This window comes from Streptomyces sp. NPDC048419 (genome assembly GCF_043200415.1).
In the GTDB taxonomy this organism is placed as follows: domain Bacteria; phylum Actinomycetota; class Actinomycetes; order Streptomycetales; family Streptomycetaceae; genus Streptomyces.
In genome coordinates this window covers 323,580-338,065 of record NZ_JBICXT010000006.1, presented here as the reverse complement: position 1 = coordinate 338,065, position 14,486 = coordinate 323,580, and the positions used below count along the sequence as shown (strand labels likewise).

At 69.5% G+C, this 14,486-nt stretch carries 14 protein-coding genes and 1 tRNA gene; 5 read left to right on the top strand and 10 right to left on the bottom strand.

The genetic code is table 11. The features are described 5' to 3' along the window. Positions 1–68: 68 nt before the first annotated feature. Positions 69–143 (top strand) — tRNA-Asp (locus ACGFYN_RS16775). 172 nt (positions 144–315) lie between these two features. Then, positions 316–507 carry a DUF6274 family protein gene (locus tag ACGFYN_RS16770; protein ID WP_393866554.1) on the top strand — a complete coding sequence of 64 codons (192 nt, stop codon included), beginning with the start codon at positions 316–318 and terminating at the stop codon, positions 505–507. 486 nt (positions 508–993) lie between these two features. Here the strand turns inward: ACGFYN_RS16770 and bldC are convergent, their stop codons facing one another. Together bldC and ACGFYN_RS16760 are read right to left on the bottom strand one after the other, a co-directional pair. After that, entirely contained in the window at positions 994–1,200 is a 207-nt protein-coding gene (gene bldC, locus ACGFYN_RS16765; protein ID WP_003949541.1) for a developmental transcriptional regulator BldC, read from the bottom strand. A gap of 519 nt (positions 1,201–1,719) precedes the next feature. After that, positions 1,720–2,562 (bottom strand): hypothetical protein, encoded by an 843-nt coding sequence (locus tag ACGFYN_RS16760; RefSeq protein WP_393866553.1) that lies wholly within the window; start codon positions 2,560–2,562, stop codon positions 1,720–1,722. Positions 2,563–2,784: 222 nt separating this feature from the next. On the opposite strand from ACGFYN_RS16760, the gene ACGFYN_RS16755 reads away from it, so the two are divergent. After that, positions 2,785–3,888, top strand: a complete 1,104-nt coding sequence (locus tag ACGFYN_RS16755) for a Leu/Phe/Val dehydrogenase (protein ID WP_393866552.1) — start codon at positions 2,785–2,787, stop codon at positions 3,886–3,888. A gap of 290 nt (positions 3,889–4,178) precedes the next feature. Next, positions 4,179–4,430, top strand: a complete 252-nt coding sequence (locus tag ACGFYN_RS16750) for a DUF3073 domain-containing protein (RefSeq protein ID WP_393866551.1) — start codon at positions 4,179–4,181, stop codon at positions 4,428–4,430. Between the two features lie 101 nt (positions 4,431–4,531). On the opposite strand, the gene purM is transcribed toward ACGFYN_RS16750, so the two are convergent. The 5 genes from purM to ACGFYN_RS16725 form a co-directional block, all read right to left on the bottom strand. After that, positions 4,532–5,605, bottom strand: coding sequence for a phosphoribosylformylglycinamidine cyclo-ligase (gene purM, locus ACGFYN_RS16745; RefSeq protein ID WP_393866550.1), 1,074 nt, complete (start codon positions 5,603–5,605; stop codon positions 4,532–4,534). A 34-nt stretch (positions 5,606–5,639) separates the two neighbouring features. Then, positions 5,640–7,169, bottom strand: coding sequence for an amidophosphoribosyltransferase (purF, locus tag ACGFYN_RS16740; RefSeq protein WP_393866549.1), 1,530 nt, complete (start codon positions 7,167–7,169; stop codon positions 5,640–5,642). A 61-nt stretch (positions 7,170–7,230) separates the two neighbouring features. Then, positions 7,231–8,031 (bottom strand): META domain-containing protein, encoded by an 801-nt coding sequence (locus tag ACGFYN_RS16735; protein ID WP_393866548.1) that lies wholly within the window; start codon positions 8,029–8,031, stop codon positions 7,231–7,233. A 39-nt stretch (positions 8,032–8,070) separates the two neighbouring features. After that, positions 8,071–8,868: a sterol carrier family protein gene (locus ACGFYN_RS16730; protein WP_393866547.1), complete on the bottom strand. Its 798-nt coding sequence runs from the start codon at positions 8,866–8,868 to the stop codon at positions 8,071–8,073. Positions 8,869–8,927: 59 nt separating this feature from the next. Beyond that, positions 8,928–9,569 (bottom strand): TetR/AcrR family transcriptional regulator, encoded by a 642-nt coding sequence (locus ACGFYN_RS16725; RefSeq protein ID WP_393866546.1) that lies wholly within the window; start codon positions 9,567–9,569, stop codon positions 8,928–8,930. 79 nt (positions 9,570–9,648) lie between these two features. Between ACGFYN_RS16725 and ACGFYN_RS16720 the strand changes: the two genes are divergently transcribed. After that, complete coding sequence (locus ACGFYN_RS16720; protein WP_393866545.1) at positions 9,649–11,133, top strand: MFS transporter; 1,485 nt, start codon at positions 9,649–9,651, stop codon at positions 11,131–11,133. A gap of 78 nt (positions 11,134–11,211) precedes the next feature. Here ACGFYN_RS16720 and purL read toward each other — a convergent pair whose 3' ends face one another. From purL to purS, 3 genes are read right to left on the bottom strand one after another with little or no spacing between them, the layout of a single operon-like run. Continuing rightward, positions 11,212–13,470 carry a phosphoribosylformylglycinamidine synthase subunit PurL gene (gene purL, locus ACGFYN_RS16715; RefSeq protein WP_393866544.1) on the bottom strand — a complete coding sequence of 753 codons (2,259 nt, stop codon included), beginning with the start codon at positions 13,468–13,470 and terminating at the stop codon, positions 11,212–11,214. Then, on the bottom strand, positions 13,467–14,147 hold the full coding sequence (gene purQ, locus ACGFYN_RS16710; RefSeq protein ID WP_393866543.1) for a phosphoribosylformylglycinamidine synthase subunit PurQ: 681 nt from the start codon (positions 14,145–14,147) through the stop codon (positions 13,467–13,469). Before purQ ends, purL begins: the two co-directional genes overlap by 4 nt. Continuing rightward, complete coding sequence (purS, locus tag ACGFYN_RS16705) at positions 14,144–14,407, bottom strand: phosphoribosylformylglycinamidine synthase subunit PurS (protein WP_019982969.1); 264 nt, start codon at positions 14,405–14,407, stop codon at positions 14,144–14,146. The genes purQ and purS overlap by 4 nt, the downstream gene beginning before the upstream one ends. Positions 14,408–14,486 lie beyond the last annotated feature (79 nt).

The following is a 14,486-nucleotide window of genomic DNA, read 5'->3' as shown; positions in this document are numbered from 1 at the left end:
ACCAGTGGGCTCACCCTCCTGTACAGTCTCTTCTCGCAGCGCAACGCACGAATCGCACTGCGAAACCTGGTCCTGTGGAGCAGTTTGGAGTGCTCGCCACCCTGTCAAGGTGGAGGCCGCGGGTTCAAATCCCGTCAGGACCGCAGTGAATGAGAAGGCCCGCACCCGGGCAAAGGGTGCGGGCCTTCTTCGTGTCTCAACCGCCGCCGCGGTCCCGCGCGCACCGGCGCCGCCCCAGGCCGTCTTGACGGCGTCACCTTCGGTGGGTACCCAGAAGACAGGGCCTGTTCCCCGAACGGCCCGTGGAGGTGGCTTATGGCGGCGACGGTCAGGCACGAGACACGGGCCCTGCTCCGTGCACACTTGTCGGCCGCCTCGTCGTACGGCCATCTGACCCGCCACTGCCCGATCTGCCACCACCTGCTCCGGCTGGCGATGGGCTCCGCGCAACGAGCCGTCGAGGCCCCCGACGAGTCCGTGGAGGACGAAAGTCCCGCCGGGGCATGACCATCGACCGCCCCCAACACCCGCCCCACCGTGGGAGCGTGGAGCGCGAAGCTCCTCTAGCGCACCTGCGACGGAGGGGACAAGGACTCTGGCATGTGACGGGAGTCACCGCATGAGTTTCTGAAACCGCGGTACTTACGCCCCGCCTACAACTGGTCAATTTAATATGTGCAATTGCACTGTCCGGGAGGCGGCTCCCCGGCCCTGCCCGGGGGCCTCCCACAGGAGATCCGACAGCCCTCCCCAGACTCCGACAGGGCCACTCACAGAGCCGCAGGACCAGCACGTCCCGCACACAAAAAAGATCGCGCCGGACTCGGCGGAGTCCAGCGCGATCTACGACGCACCCTGTCACTTGTCTGAGAAGCTCTGAGGAGCTTGGGCGTGGAGCCTGTTGGGGCAGACCCCGCGTCGCTTGGAGCTAGGGTTCCGGACGCCTCGGCACGTTGGGGGACCTGCCGTTTTGCCCGGTTATGGAGTTGTTGTTCAGGCTTCGCTGCGCTGCTGCGGAATGCCCGCCAGCAGAGCGCGGACCTCCGCCTCGCGGTAGCGGCGATGCCCGCCGAGCGTGCGGATCGAAGTGAGCTTTCCGGCCTTGGCCCACCGCGTGACCGTCTTGGGGTCGACGCGGAACATCGTGGCGACCTCAGCCGGGGTCAGCAGCGGCTCGGCATCAGGGGTGCGAGCGGTCATGAGCGGCCTCCTCGGGAGAACCGAACCTTCTCGGTTCTTTCCTCTAAATTCTGCACCTTGACCCGCGTTGCCCGAAATGGCGGACGCGAGTCGAGTCGGTTATAGGACGAACGGCTTGTCCTCGGCACTACAACTACACCATCTGTCCAGCCGCGTCGGCCAAACCGATGGAATTGCCCCTCCAGGTGTTCATCAGCGACGGAAGCCGATGGACCATGCCATAGCGGACAGTCACGCCACTGTGACGATCAGTCACAGGACGATCAGGAGTCACCAGACCCCCCAAAGCGTGCAATGCGGACGGAGTCCTCCCCGGACTCCTTGTCCTATTTTGGCATGAGGAGGGGCATGAGACGCAAGAGCCGCGTACGTGCGGTCCATCACGCTTGACCGTGTTTGACCGTCACTTGAGGCGAAAGCCCGGATCGTGACCTACGTCCCATGTCGGGGAGACCTCAGCGGGCGCAGGGCACACTTCGGTGCGAGGACAAAACCCCAAAACGGGCGAGACGTCAAACGTCAGTTCGCGGAGCGGCGGTCCCTGACGGAGCGCCAGCGCTCCACCAGCCGCGCGTACGCCGCCCCCGCGGCCGCCCCGTCGCCCAGCCGCAGCGCCTCGATTCCCTCGGCGACGTCCCCCGCCGAGTGGTCGTCCTCGAGCTCGCCGGCCGGCAGGACGTGCACCAGGCCGGCGTAGTCCAGCTCCACCAGCGAGCGCGGATGGAACTCCTCCAGCCAGCGCCCCACGTCCACCAGGCCGTCGATCAGCGGCCCCTCGTCGACACCGTCCTTCAGCGCCCGCAGGGCCCTGGCCACGCGTCGGCGCGCCTGCACCATCGGGGTCCGGTAGCGCAGCATCGGGGGAATCTCGCCCGAGCCCTTGTCGAAGCGCCGCTCCTCGTCCGACACCAGCACGAACCAGTGCAGCGGCACCTGCCAGGTCGAGGTGCGGATCCAGGGCCGGGCGTCCGGGTTGCGGGTCAGCCAGCGCTCGTAGTCCTGGGTGGCCTGGCGCCGTACGACCTCAGGCAGCACCGCCTCCAGGACCGGCTTGGGCAGCTCCTCCGGCAGCTCCTGGAGGGCCTGCCAGCCGCGCAGCCGGGTGCGCCAGGGGCACACGCAGACCACGCCGTCGACCTCGGCCACGAAGGCGTCGCTGCTCTCGTGCACCGGCACCGGGATCGGCGGGGTGGGCACCAAGTCGGCCAGCGAGCGGCGCAGTTCGTCCTGGTACGTGGGACGGTCGGCGCGCCGGGCGTAGCGCGCCCAGTGGCGGCGCTCCCGTTCGGGGAAGGCGGCCAGTGGTTCGTACACGCGCAGATACGTCGCATACGGGACGATCACCGAGGACACCTTGGGCACGCCTGCTCCCTCCCCCTCCCACCACCGGGAAAACCTGCGGAACCCGCTCACAAACGAGCGGGAAATCTATGCAAATCGTCGCACGGACGTACGCCGCGGGTAGGTGATCCTGAGCACTGCGCGGATGGCGGGGCTCACAGGCTCTAATCTCGTCCTCACAGCCCCCGCCACCCACACGGGAGCTGGTCTCCGCCCGCCGCTATTTACTCAGGAGTCACCACAGTGACCGACGTAACCGGCGCACCTGCTGATGTACTGCACACCCTGTTCCACTCGGACCAGGGCGGACATGAGCAAGTCGTGCTCTGCCAGGACCGCGCCAGCGGCCTCAAGGCCGTCATCGCCATCCACAACACCGCCCTGGGCCCCGCGCTCGGCGGTACGCGCTTCTACCCGTACGCGAGCGAGGCCGACGCGGTCGCCGACGCCCTCAACCTCGCGCGCGGGATGTCGTACAAGAACGCCATGGCCGGACTCGACCACGGGGGCGGCAAGGCCGTGATCATCGGGGACCCGGAGCTGCACAAGTCCGAGGAACTCCTGCTCGCCTACGGCCGGTTCGTCGCCTCGCTCGGCGGCCGCTACGTCACCGCGTGCGACGTCGGCACCTATGTGGCCGACATGGACGTCGTGGCCCGCGAGTGCCGCTGGACGACCGGCCGCCCGCCCGAGAACGGCGGCGCCGGCGACTCCTCCGTCCTCACCGCCTTCGGCGTCTACCAGGGCATGCGGGCCAGCGCTCAGCACCTGTGGGGCGACCCGTCGCTGCACGGCCGCAAGGTCGGCATCGCGGGCGTCGGCAAGGTCGGCCACCACCTGGTGGAGCACCTGCGCGCGGAGGGCGCCGAGGTCGTCATCACCGACGTGCGCGAGGAGGCCGTGGGGCGGATCCTCGCGGCCCACCCGCAGGGCGTGACGGCCGTCGCCGACACCGCCACCCTGATCCGCGCCCGGGACCTCGACGTCTACGCCCCGTGCGCGCTCGGCGGAGCCCTCAACGACGACACCGTGCCGGTGCTCACCGCCAAGGTCGTCTGCGGCGCCGCCAACAACCAGCTCGCCCACCCGGGCGTCGAGAAGGACCTCGCCGACCGCGGGATCCTCTACGCGCCGGACTACGTGGTGAACGCGGGCGGTGTCATCCAGGTCGCCGACGAGCTCCACGGCTTCGACTTCGACCGGTGCAAGGCGAAGGCGGCGAAGATCTTCGACACCACGCTTGCCATATTCGCGCGTGCGAAGGAAGACGGTATTCCGCCGGCCGCGGCGGCCGACCGGATCGCCGAGCAGCGGATGCACGAGGCGGCTGCGGCGCGCAAGCTCTGATCCTCAGGAGGTTTGGCCGGTACCCGTCGGCGCACACTTAGAGAGAACTCTCACGTTCGTCGGCGGGTCGCCTGCCGAGAAGTGGTTAAAATCGCGGTTGACCAGCGGGGACGACGCGCCCCGCGGGTCCTGGATCCGGGCCCGTACTGTGGGCGACGTACCGTATGGGCGCGGGCTCAGGTACCGTGGAAGCCCTACGGACCGGTCTCTCCTTTGAGAGCCCGTTCCAGATCATGAACGCGTGTCAAGACTCTGGGGCCGTCGAGCCCCGTCACCGAGGGGGTCGAGCCATGGGGCGCGGCCGGGCCAAGGCCAAGCAGACGAAGGTCGCCCGCCAGCTGAAGTACAACAGCGGCGGGACTGACCTGTCGCGTCTGGCCAACGAGCTGGGCGCTTCGACTTCGAGCCAGCCGCCGAACGGCGAGCCGTTCGAGGACGACGAGGACGAAGACGACCCGTACTCCCAGTACGCGGATCTCTATAACGACGACGAGGACGAGGACGACGAGTCCGGTCCTACGTCTCAACGCCGCGGCGCTTGACGATCTAGCTGCGCTCGACCCGGTCCGTGGTGGTCCACACCACCGGACCGGGTTTTCCGCTGCTTTCGCAGGCGCCGAAGCCTTCGGCGCCTGCGGCGCTTCTAGTTCGCGTACGTGTCGATCAGTGCCGCACCGGTGGTGTGGTCGCCGCGGTCCGTGATCTCTCCGGCCACCCAGGCCTCGACCCCACGGTCGGCCAGCGTCGTGAGGGCCACGTCCGCCGACTCCTGCGGGACGATCGCCATCATGCCGACGCCCATGTTGAGGGTCTTCTCCAGCTCCAGGCGCTCGACCTGACCGGTCCTGCCGACGAGGTCGAAGACCGGGGCCGGGGTCCAGGTGGAGCGGTCGACGATCGCGTGCAGTCCGTCGGGGATCACCCGCGCCAGGTTGGCGGCCAGACCGCCGCCCGTGATGTGCGAGAAGGCGTGCACCTCGGTGGTCCTGGTCAGCGCCAGGCAGTCCAGCGAGTAGATCTTGGTCGGCTCCAGCAGCTCCTCGCCGAGGGTGCGGCCGAACTCCTCGATCCGCGCGTCCAGCGACAGGCCCGCCTGGTTCAGCAGGACGTGCCGGACCAGCGAGTACCCGTTCGAGTGAAGCCCGGACGCGGCCATGGCGATCACCGCGTCACCCGTACGGATGCGATCCGGGCCGAGCAGGCGATCGGCCTCCACGACGCCCGTACCGGCGCCGGCGACGTCGAAGTCGTCCTCACCGAGCAGTCCGGGGTGCTCGGCCGTCTCGCCGCCCACCAGGGCGCAGCCGGCCAGCACACAGCCCTCGGCGATGCCCTTGACGATGGCGGCGACGCGCTCGGGGTGGACCTTGCCGACGCAGATGTAGTCGGTCATGAACAGCGGCTCGGCGCCGCACACCACGATGTCGTCCATGACCATGGCGACCAGGTCGTGGCCGATGGTGTCGTACACGCCGAGCTGCCGGGCGATGTCGACCTTGGTGCCGACTCCGTCGGTCGCGGAGGCGAGCAGGGGGCGCTCGTAGCGCTTGAGGGCGGAGGCGTCGAAGAGGCCGGCGAAACCGCCGAGGCCGCCGAGGACCTCGGGCCGCTGCGTCTTCTTCACCCACTCCTTCATCAGCTCTACGGCGCGGTCGCCCGCTTCGATGTCGACGCCGGCAGCCGCGTAGGAAGCGCCGGTGGAACGGCTCTCAGACATTGCCTGGGATCTTTCGGGTTGGTTTCTACGGGGCTTACGGGCGACGGATCGCGTCGGCCGCGGCCGTTTCCGCCGGACCGGCGGCCAGCTCGGTCTCCAGGAGCTGCTTGCCGAGCAGCTCGGGGTCCGGGAGCTCCATCGGGTACTCGCCGTCGAAGCAGGCGCGGCAGAGGTCCGGCTTGGCGATGGTGGTCGCCTCGATCATGCCGTCGATGGAGATGTAGGCCAGGGAGTCGGCGCCGAGCGAGGTGCCGATCTCGTCGATCGTCATGCCGTTGGCGATGAGCTCGGCGCGGGTGGCGAAGTCGATGCCGAAGAAGCAGGGCCACTTCACGGGCGGGGAGGAGATCCGGATGTGGACCTCGGCGGCCCCGGCCTCGCGGAGCATCCGCACCAGCGCCCGCTGGGTGTTGCCGCGGACGATCGAGTCGTCCACGACCACCAGGCGCTTGCCCTTGATGACTTCCTTCAGCGGGTTCAGCTTCAGCCGGATGCCGAGCTGGCGAATGGTCTGTGAAGGCTGGATGAAGGTCCGGCCGACGTAGGCGTTCTTCACCAGGCCGTTGCCGAAGGGGATGCCGGAGGCCTCCGCGTAGCCGACGGCGGCCGGGGTGCCGGACTCCGGGGTCGCTATGACCAGGTCGGCGTCGACCGGGGCTTCCTTGGCGAGCTTGCGGCCCATCTCCACACGGGAGAGGTACACGTTCCGGCCGGCGATGTCGGTGTCGGGGCGGGCCAGGTACACGTACTCGAAGACACAGCCCTTGGGCTTCGCTTCCGCGAATCGCGACGTACGCAGGCCGTTCTCGTCGATGGCGATGAACTCGCCCGGCTCGATCTCGCGGACGAACGAGGCGCCGCAGATGTCGAGAGCGGCGGACTCGGAGGCGACGACCCAGCCGCGCTCCAGGCGGCCGAGGACCAGCGGGCGGATGCCCTGCGGGTCACGGGCGGCGTAGAGGGTGTGCTCGTCCATGAAGACGAGCGAGAAGGCGCCCTTGACCTGCGGGAGGACCGTGTGTGCGGCCTCCTCGATGGTCAGCGGCCTGCCCTCCGCGTCCTCCTGGGCGGCGAGCAGGGCCGTGAGGAGGTCGGTGTCGTTGGTGGCCGCCACCCGCGGGGTGCGGCCGCCCTCCTTCTTCGGCAGGTCGGCGACCATCTCGGCGAGCTGCGCCGTGTTGACCAGGTTGCCGTTGTGGCCGAGCGCGATGGAACCGTGCCCGGTGGCGCGGAACGTCGGCTGGGCGTTCTCCCACACGGAGGCACCGGTGGTCGAGTAGCGGGCGTGTCCGACCGCGATATGACCCTGGAGCGAACCGAGAGAGGTCTCGTCGAAGACCTGGGAAACGAGGCCCATGTCCTTGAAGACGAGGATCTGGGAGCCGTTGCTGACCGCGATTCCCGCGGATTCCTGGCCCCGATGCTGGAGGGCGTAGAGCCCGAAGTAAGTGAGCTTGGCGACCTCTTCGCCCGGAGCCCAGACTCCGAAGACGCCGCAAGCGTCCTGGGGGCCTTTCTCACCGGGGAGCAGATCATGATTGAGTCGACCGTCACCACGTGGCACGGCACCGAGTGTAGGCGAGATCGACCACTGGTCCGAATTGGGGATACCTGCCGCCAATGGATCACTGTCCGGCGACAGCTTCGGACTTTTCTCCGTTTTCGCTGGTCAGCGTGAGTGTTCGATGATCCAACCGGTAGGTCGCCGTGCCGTCGAAGAGGCGCAGGAGGCTCTTCTCGGTGCGCATGAGTGAGGCGTCGCACATCATTCGCGTGGTGGACGCGGGACCGAGCGTGATACGTCCGTCGCGCACCGTGGCTTTCGCGGTGACGTGATTGCATCCCAGGCGCCCGGTGACCCTGCCCGATTTCCGGTCGAGGGTGAGGTATGCGGAGCCCTTGGCCTTCTGCGGCGGGCTGGTCGCCGTGCCGTCGGCGCCGAGGGACGTGATCGTCCACTTCGTGCCGTACAGCGGGGCGTCCTTCTCCTCGGTCAGGTGGATGCGGTCGCCGTCGCGGGCGGTGAGCGTCAGCCCGCCGTCCTTGCCCCCGACCGCGAGCGAGCGGTCGGTGAGGGTGCGCGACATGGCCCGTTCGAAGGCCATGCGCCGCGGCTCGCAGGCCATCAGGGTCTGGCGGGCATGCGTCAGCTCGACCCGGTGGCCGGTGAAGGCGGCCTTCGCGCTGAACTGGTTGCAGCCGTAGCTGCCGACGGCGGTGCCGTCCGTACCGATACGTAGGCCGGCGCCGGCGCCCGCAGGGGCCTGCCGGGTGGTGCCGTCCACGGTGACGCTGTCGACCTTCCAGTGGACGCCCGACATCTCCGCCGCGGCCGAGGCGCCGCCGGTGTCGCCCGCGTCGCGGCCGCAGGCCATGACCAGCGGCAGCACGGTCAGGACGGCGAGGGTGAGTCGCTGTTTGTCCATGCCTATGGGACGGAAGGGACGAAAGACCGGTTCCCCGGCTCACCCCATCAGCGGCAGCAGCCCGCTCAGGTCCGCCCGCTCGCCGCTGGCGCCGACCTGGGCCTTCTCCACTGCTTCGGTCCAGGTCAGGCGTCCGGTCGCGAGCCGGATCCAGGTCAGCGGGTCGGTCTCGACGACGTTGGGCGGAGTGCCGCGGGTGTGCCGCGGTCCTTCGATGCACTGCACCACGGCGTACGGCGGGATCCGCACCTCGGTGGCGCCGCCGGGCGCCTTGGCGGCCAGGGCGTCGGCGAGCAGCCGGGTGCAGGCGGCGAGGGCCTGTCGCTCGTACGGCACCTCCAGGCCCGGGACGGCGTCGTTGAGGTCGTCGGTGTGGACGATCAGCTCGACGGTGCGGGTGACCAGGTAGTCGGACAGCGGCATGGGCCCGGTGCCGGTGGCGAGCAGGCGGGTGCCGAGGTGCTCGGCCAGGTCCGCGGTGAAGCGGCGGTCGATGGCGGCGAGGTAGGCGTCGAGATCGGGGTTGTCCTCGGCGAGCCGGCGGCTCGCGTCGTCGATCCCGGCCGCGTCGGCGGCGGTCGCGAAGGGCCAGTCGAGGGCGGTGACCTCCTGCCGCGCCGGCGCGGGCCGGTCGATGAAGCGGCTGACGGCACCCAGTGCCATCCCCGTGTGCGCGATCAGGTCCCGCACGGTCCAGTCCCCCAGCCGCGTGGGCCCCGCCAGCTGCTCCGGGCTCAGGGTGCGCACGGCCTCCCTCAGCTGCCCGAACTGCGCGGTGACCGCGGCACGGATCTTGACGGAGTCGTATGTACGGGCGCGCTTCTTGGCCGGGGGCATGGCGGTGAGCCTAGGGCCTTTCTTCCGGATCGGCCCGGCGTCGTGGGCCCTGGTCCGCGTCACGCCTTGCGCGCGTAGTCCCCGAGTCCCCGCTCGACCAACGCGAAGGCCTGCTCGGCGCGTTCGGCCGCGTCGGCCGCGACCGCGTCGACGTGCTCGCCCTCGCCGATCCTGAGGTGGTGCTCCTCGACGAGTGCGTTGCGGGCGGCGCTGAGCATCGCGGCGGCGACCGTCGCCAGCATCAGGTCGCCCGTCTCCTCGGCGAGCAGTGCGGCCAGGTCCCGGGTGCCCTGCTGGGCGGCCAGCACGGCGCGCTCCATCAACACCGGTGTGTCGCGGACGAGTTGACGGATCTGGCGGGCGAAGGGCTGGGGGTTCAGGCCGATCGAGGGGTCGCGGGTCTCGACCATCTCCAGGAACTGCTTGCGCACGGCCTGCACCGCGCTCTCCCCCGGCGCACGCTCCCGCACCGCGCGGGCCGCGTCCCCGAAGTGCTCCTCCATGGGCCGGAAGACCAGGTCCTCCTTGGTGCCGAAGTAGTTGAAGACGGTCATCTTCGAGACCTCGGCGGCGTCGGCGATCTCCTGCACGGAGACGTCGTCGAAACCGCGCTCGACGAACAGGTCGACCGCGACCTGCCAGATCCGCATCGCCGTCTGCCGCTTCTTGCGCTCGCGCAGACCCATCACCTCGGCCGTCATGCCATCACTGTACCAAGGCGAATTTTAAGCTCGGATAAAACATTGACTCGGTACATGAAACCGGGGCATGCTGTCGCTCATGACCGAGACCCAGCGCAAAGTCGGCTTCCTCGTCTGCCTCGTGACGATCGTCCTGGCGGTCCTGGACCTGCAGATCGTGTCCGCGGCCAGCGTTCCGATCGCCCATGACCTCGACCCCGCCCACGGCATCGACAAGATCCCTTGGCTGGTCAGCGCCTACGCCCTGGCGTCGGCCGCGATGCTGCCGCTGTACGGCAAGCTGTGCGACGTCGCCGGCCCGAAGCGGGTCTTCACCGGCGCGATCGCCACCTTCCTGCTCGGCTCCGCGCTGTGCGGCGCGGCCCAGTCGATGACCCAGCTCATCGCGGCCCGGGCGGTCCAGGGCCTGGGCGGCGGCGGGCTGATGAGCGTGACGATGGTGGTGATCGCGCACCTCAGGGGACCGGAGGAGAAGGGCACCGGCAAGGGCGGCAACGCGGGCGGACTGGTCGCCGGCGCCGCGATGGCCGTCGGCCCCTGGCTCGGCGGCGTACTGGCGGACCACGCGAGCTGGCGCTGGATCTTCTACGTCAACCTGCCCGTCGGTCTCGCGGTCCTCGCCGCCTCCGCACTCGCCCTGAAGCTGCCCGGCAACCATGTGCGCCGCCCGCTCGACTGGTCCGGCGCCGTGCTCGCCGCCGCCTTCTCCAGCGCACTGCTCCTGGTCGCCGACTGGGGCGGCAAGAAGTACGCCTGGTCGTCACCGGCCGTGCTGAGCCTGGTCGTCACGACCGTCGCCGCCCTCGCGCTGTTCCTGTGGCGTCAGCTCCGCGCGCCCGAACCGGTCCTGCCGCTCTCCCTGTTCCGCATCCGCGAACTGCGGCTCGGCTTCGCCGTCCAGGCGATCCTGGGTGCCGCGATGACGGGCGCCATCTACTACGTGCTCGTGTATCTCCAGCTCGTCCGCGGCATCACCAGCTCCTCCGCGGGCCTGTATCTGATCCCGATGGCCGTGGGACTGTCGGCGACCGGACTGCTGGGCGGTCCGCTGGGCGCCCGCGGCTGGACGGCGCGGACCTTCACGATCAGCGGTACGGTCACCACCGCCCTCGCCTTCGTGCTGCTCGCCACGACGACCGGTCCGGACACCTCGCTCTGGCTGATCCGCGCCGAACTCCTGCTGGTCGGGGCCGGGTTCGGGCAGTTGCTGGGCCAGTTGATCCTGCTCGTCCAGGACGCCGCCCCACGCCCCCAGCTGGGTGTGGCCACCACGTCCATCCGCTACTTCCAGTCCCTCGGCAACGCCCTGGGCACCGCCCTGTTCGGCAGCGTCCTGACCCGTCTGTACTCCGCCCACGGCCCCGGCGGTGACGTCAGCGCGCTCGCCCGGCTGACCGGCGGCGCGCGCACGGCCGGCGTGCACGCCTACGTCGACGCGACGAGCGTGGTCTTCTTCTGCGGCGCCGGGCTGATGGCGCTGGCCACCCTGATGGCGCTCAGGCTGCCCAAGTCCCTTGCCGGTACGGGTGCTTCGGAGCCGGTGAAGGAACCGGTGGCGGCGTGAGGAACGCCCGAAGGCCCCGTCCGTGCGAAACGGGCGGGGCCTTCGGGCTCGTAGGACCGACTCGGCCGTAGGACCGGGTCAGGCGAGCAGCGCCTCGATCGTGCCCTCGTGCGCCTCGCGCAGCTCCTCCAGGGACAGTGCGAACTCGCCCTGGATCTCGACCGTCTCCCCGTCCACGACGCCGATGCGGGTGACCGGCAGACCCCGGGCACCGCACATGTCGTTGAAGCGGACCTCCTCGGAGCGCGGCACGGCGACGACCGCGCGTCCCGCCGACTCGGAGAAGAGGAAGGTGAACGCGTCGAGCCCGTCCGGGACGATGAGGCGCGCGCCCTTGCCGCCGAGCAGCGCCGACTCCACCACCGCCTGGACCAGACCGCCGTCGGACAGGTCGTGCGCCGAGTCGATCATGCCGTCGCGGGAGGCGGAGATCAGGATCTCGCCGAGCAGGCGCTCCCGCTCCAGGTCGACCTTGGGCGGCAGTCCGCCGAGATGGTCGTGCACGACCTGCGACCAGGCCGAGCCGCCGAACTCCTCGCGGGTGTCGCCGAGGAGGTAGAGCAGCTGGCCCTCCTCCTGGAAGGCGACCGGCGTACGCCGGGCCACGTCGTCGATGACGCCCAGGACCGCGACCACGGGGGTCGGGTGGATGGCGGCCTCGCCCGTCTGGTTGTAGAGCGAGACGTTGCCGCCGGTCACCGGGGTGCCGAGCTGCAGGCAGCCGTCGGCGAGCCCACGGATGGCCTCCGCGAACTGCCACATCACGGCCGGGTCCTCGGGCGAGCCGAAGTTCAGGCAGTCGGAGACGGCGAGCGGCTTGGCGCCGGTGGTGGCGACGTTGCGGTACGCCTCGGCGAGCGCCAGCTGCGCGCCCGCGTACGGGTCGAGCTTGGCGTACCGGCCGTTGCCGTCGGTCGCGATGGCGACGCCGAGCCCGGACTCCTCGTCGATGCGGATCATGCCGGAGTCCTCCGGCTGCGCCAGCACCGTGTTGCCCTGCACGAAGTGGTCGTACTGCGAGGTGATCCACTTCTTGGACGCCTGGTTGGGCGAGGCCACCAGCTGCAGGACCTGGTCCTTCAGCTCGGCGGAGTTCGCGGGCCGGGCGAGCTTGCCCGCGTCGTCCGCCTGCAGCTCGTCCTGCCAGGACGGACGGGCGTACGGCCGCTCGTAGACCGGGCCCTCGTGCGCGACCGTGCGCGGGTCGACGTCGACGATCTTGCCGCCGTGCCAGTAGATCTCCAGACGGTCGCCGTCGGTCACCTCACCGATGACGGTGGCGATGACGTCCCACTTCTCGCAGATCTCCAGGAAGCGGTCGACCTTGCCCGGCTCGACGACCGCGCACATGCGCTCCTGCGACTCGCTCATGAGGATCTCCTCGGGCGAGAGCGTGGAGTCGCGCAGCGGTACGTCGTCCAGGGTGACGCGCATGCCGCCGGAGCCGTTCGAGGCCAGCTCCGAGGTGGCGCAGGACAGACCGGCCGCGCCCAGGTCCTGGATGCCGACGACGAGCTTCTCCCGGAAGGCCTCCAGGGTGCACTCGATGAGCAGCTTCTCCTGGAAGGGGTCGCCGACCTGGACGGCGGGGCGCTTGGAGGGCTTCGCGTCGTCGAAGGTCTCGGAGGCGAGGATCGACGCGCCGCCGATCCCGTCACCGCCGGTCCGGGCACCGTAGAGGACGACCTTGTTGCCGGAACCGGACGCCTTCGCGAGGTGGATGTCCTCGTGCCGCATGACGCCGATGGCGCCGGCGTTGACCAGCGGGTTGCCCTGGTAGCAGGCGTCGAAGACGACCTCGCCGCCGATGTTGGGCAGGCCCAGGCAGTTGCCGTAGCCGCCGATGCCCGCGACGACGCCCGGCAGGACGCGCTTGGTGTCGGGGTGGTCGGCCGCGCCGAAGCGCAGCGGGTCGACGACCGCGACGGGCCGCGCACCCATGGCGATGATGTCGCGGACGATGCCGCCGACACCCGTGGCCGCGCCCTGGTAGGGCTCCACGTACGAGGGGTGGTTGTGCGACTCGACCTTGAAGGTGACCGCGTAGCCGTGGCCGACGTCGACGACACCGGCGTTCTCACCGATCCCGACGAGCAGCGCGTCGCTCTGCGGGGCCTTCTCGCCGAACTGGCGCAGATGGACCTTGGAGGACTTGTACGAGCAGTGCTCGGACCACATCACGGAGTACATGGCGAGCTCGGCACCGGTGGGCCGGCGGCCGAGGATCTCCACGACCCGCTCGTACTCGTCCTTCTTGAGGCCGAGTTCGGCCCAGGGCAGCTCGACGTCGGGGGTCGCGGCCGCGTTCTCGACCGTGTCCAGAGGCGTCCGGCTCATGCGTTGACCAGCTTCTTCAGGATCGAGGTGAAGAACGGCAGTCCGTCGGTACGACCGGTACCGATCAGCGGCTCGACGGCGTGCTCGGGGTGCGGCATCAGGCCGACGACGTTCCCGGCCTCGTTGCTGATGCCGGCGATGTCGCGGAGCGAGCCGTTCGGATTGAAGTCGACGTACCGGAAGGCGACGCGGCCCTCGGCCTCCAGCTTGTCGAGCGTGTACTCGTCGGCGACGTACCGGCCGTCCATGTTCTTCAGCGGGATGTGGATCTCCTGGCCGGCGGCGTAGTCGCTGGTCCAGGCGGTCCCCGCGTTCTCCACCCGCAGCTTCTGGTCGCGGCAGATGAAGTGGAGGTGGTTGTTGCCGAGCATCGCGCCCGGGAGGAGGTGGGCCTCGGTCAGGACCTGGAAGCCGTTGCAGATACCGAGGACCGGAAGGCCGGCCTTCGCCTGCTCGATGACCGTCTCCATCACCGGCGAGAAGCGGGAGATGGCGCCGGCCCGCAGATAGTCGCCGTAGGAGAAACCGCCGGGGAGGACGACCGCGTCGACCTGGTGGAGGTTCTTGTCCTTGTGCCAGAGGGCGACCGGTTCGGCGCCCGCGAGGCGGATCGCGCGCTGCGTGTCCCGGTCGTCGAGGCTTCCGGGAAAAGTGACGACGCCAATACGAGCGGTCACTTCGCGGCCTCCGCGACTTCCTCGACCTTCACGGTGAAGTCCTCGATCACCGTGTTGGCGAGGAAGGATTCCGCAAGATCGTGGATGCGGGCGAGCGCGGCGTCGTCGACCGGCCCGTCAACTTCCAGTTCGAATCGCTTTCCCTGACGTACGTCGGAGATCCCCTCGAAACCCAGTCGCGGCAGTGCGCGCTGGACCGCCTGGCCCTGGGGGTCGAGGATCTCCGGCTTGAGCATGACGTCGACTACGACGCGTGCCACTGGCACTCCCGGTGTGTGGTGCTGAGCAGGTTCCTACAAGTGACTTCAGACTACCTGCCCAAAATTTCTACGCGCGTCG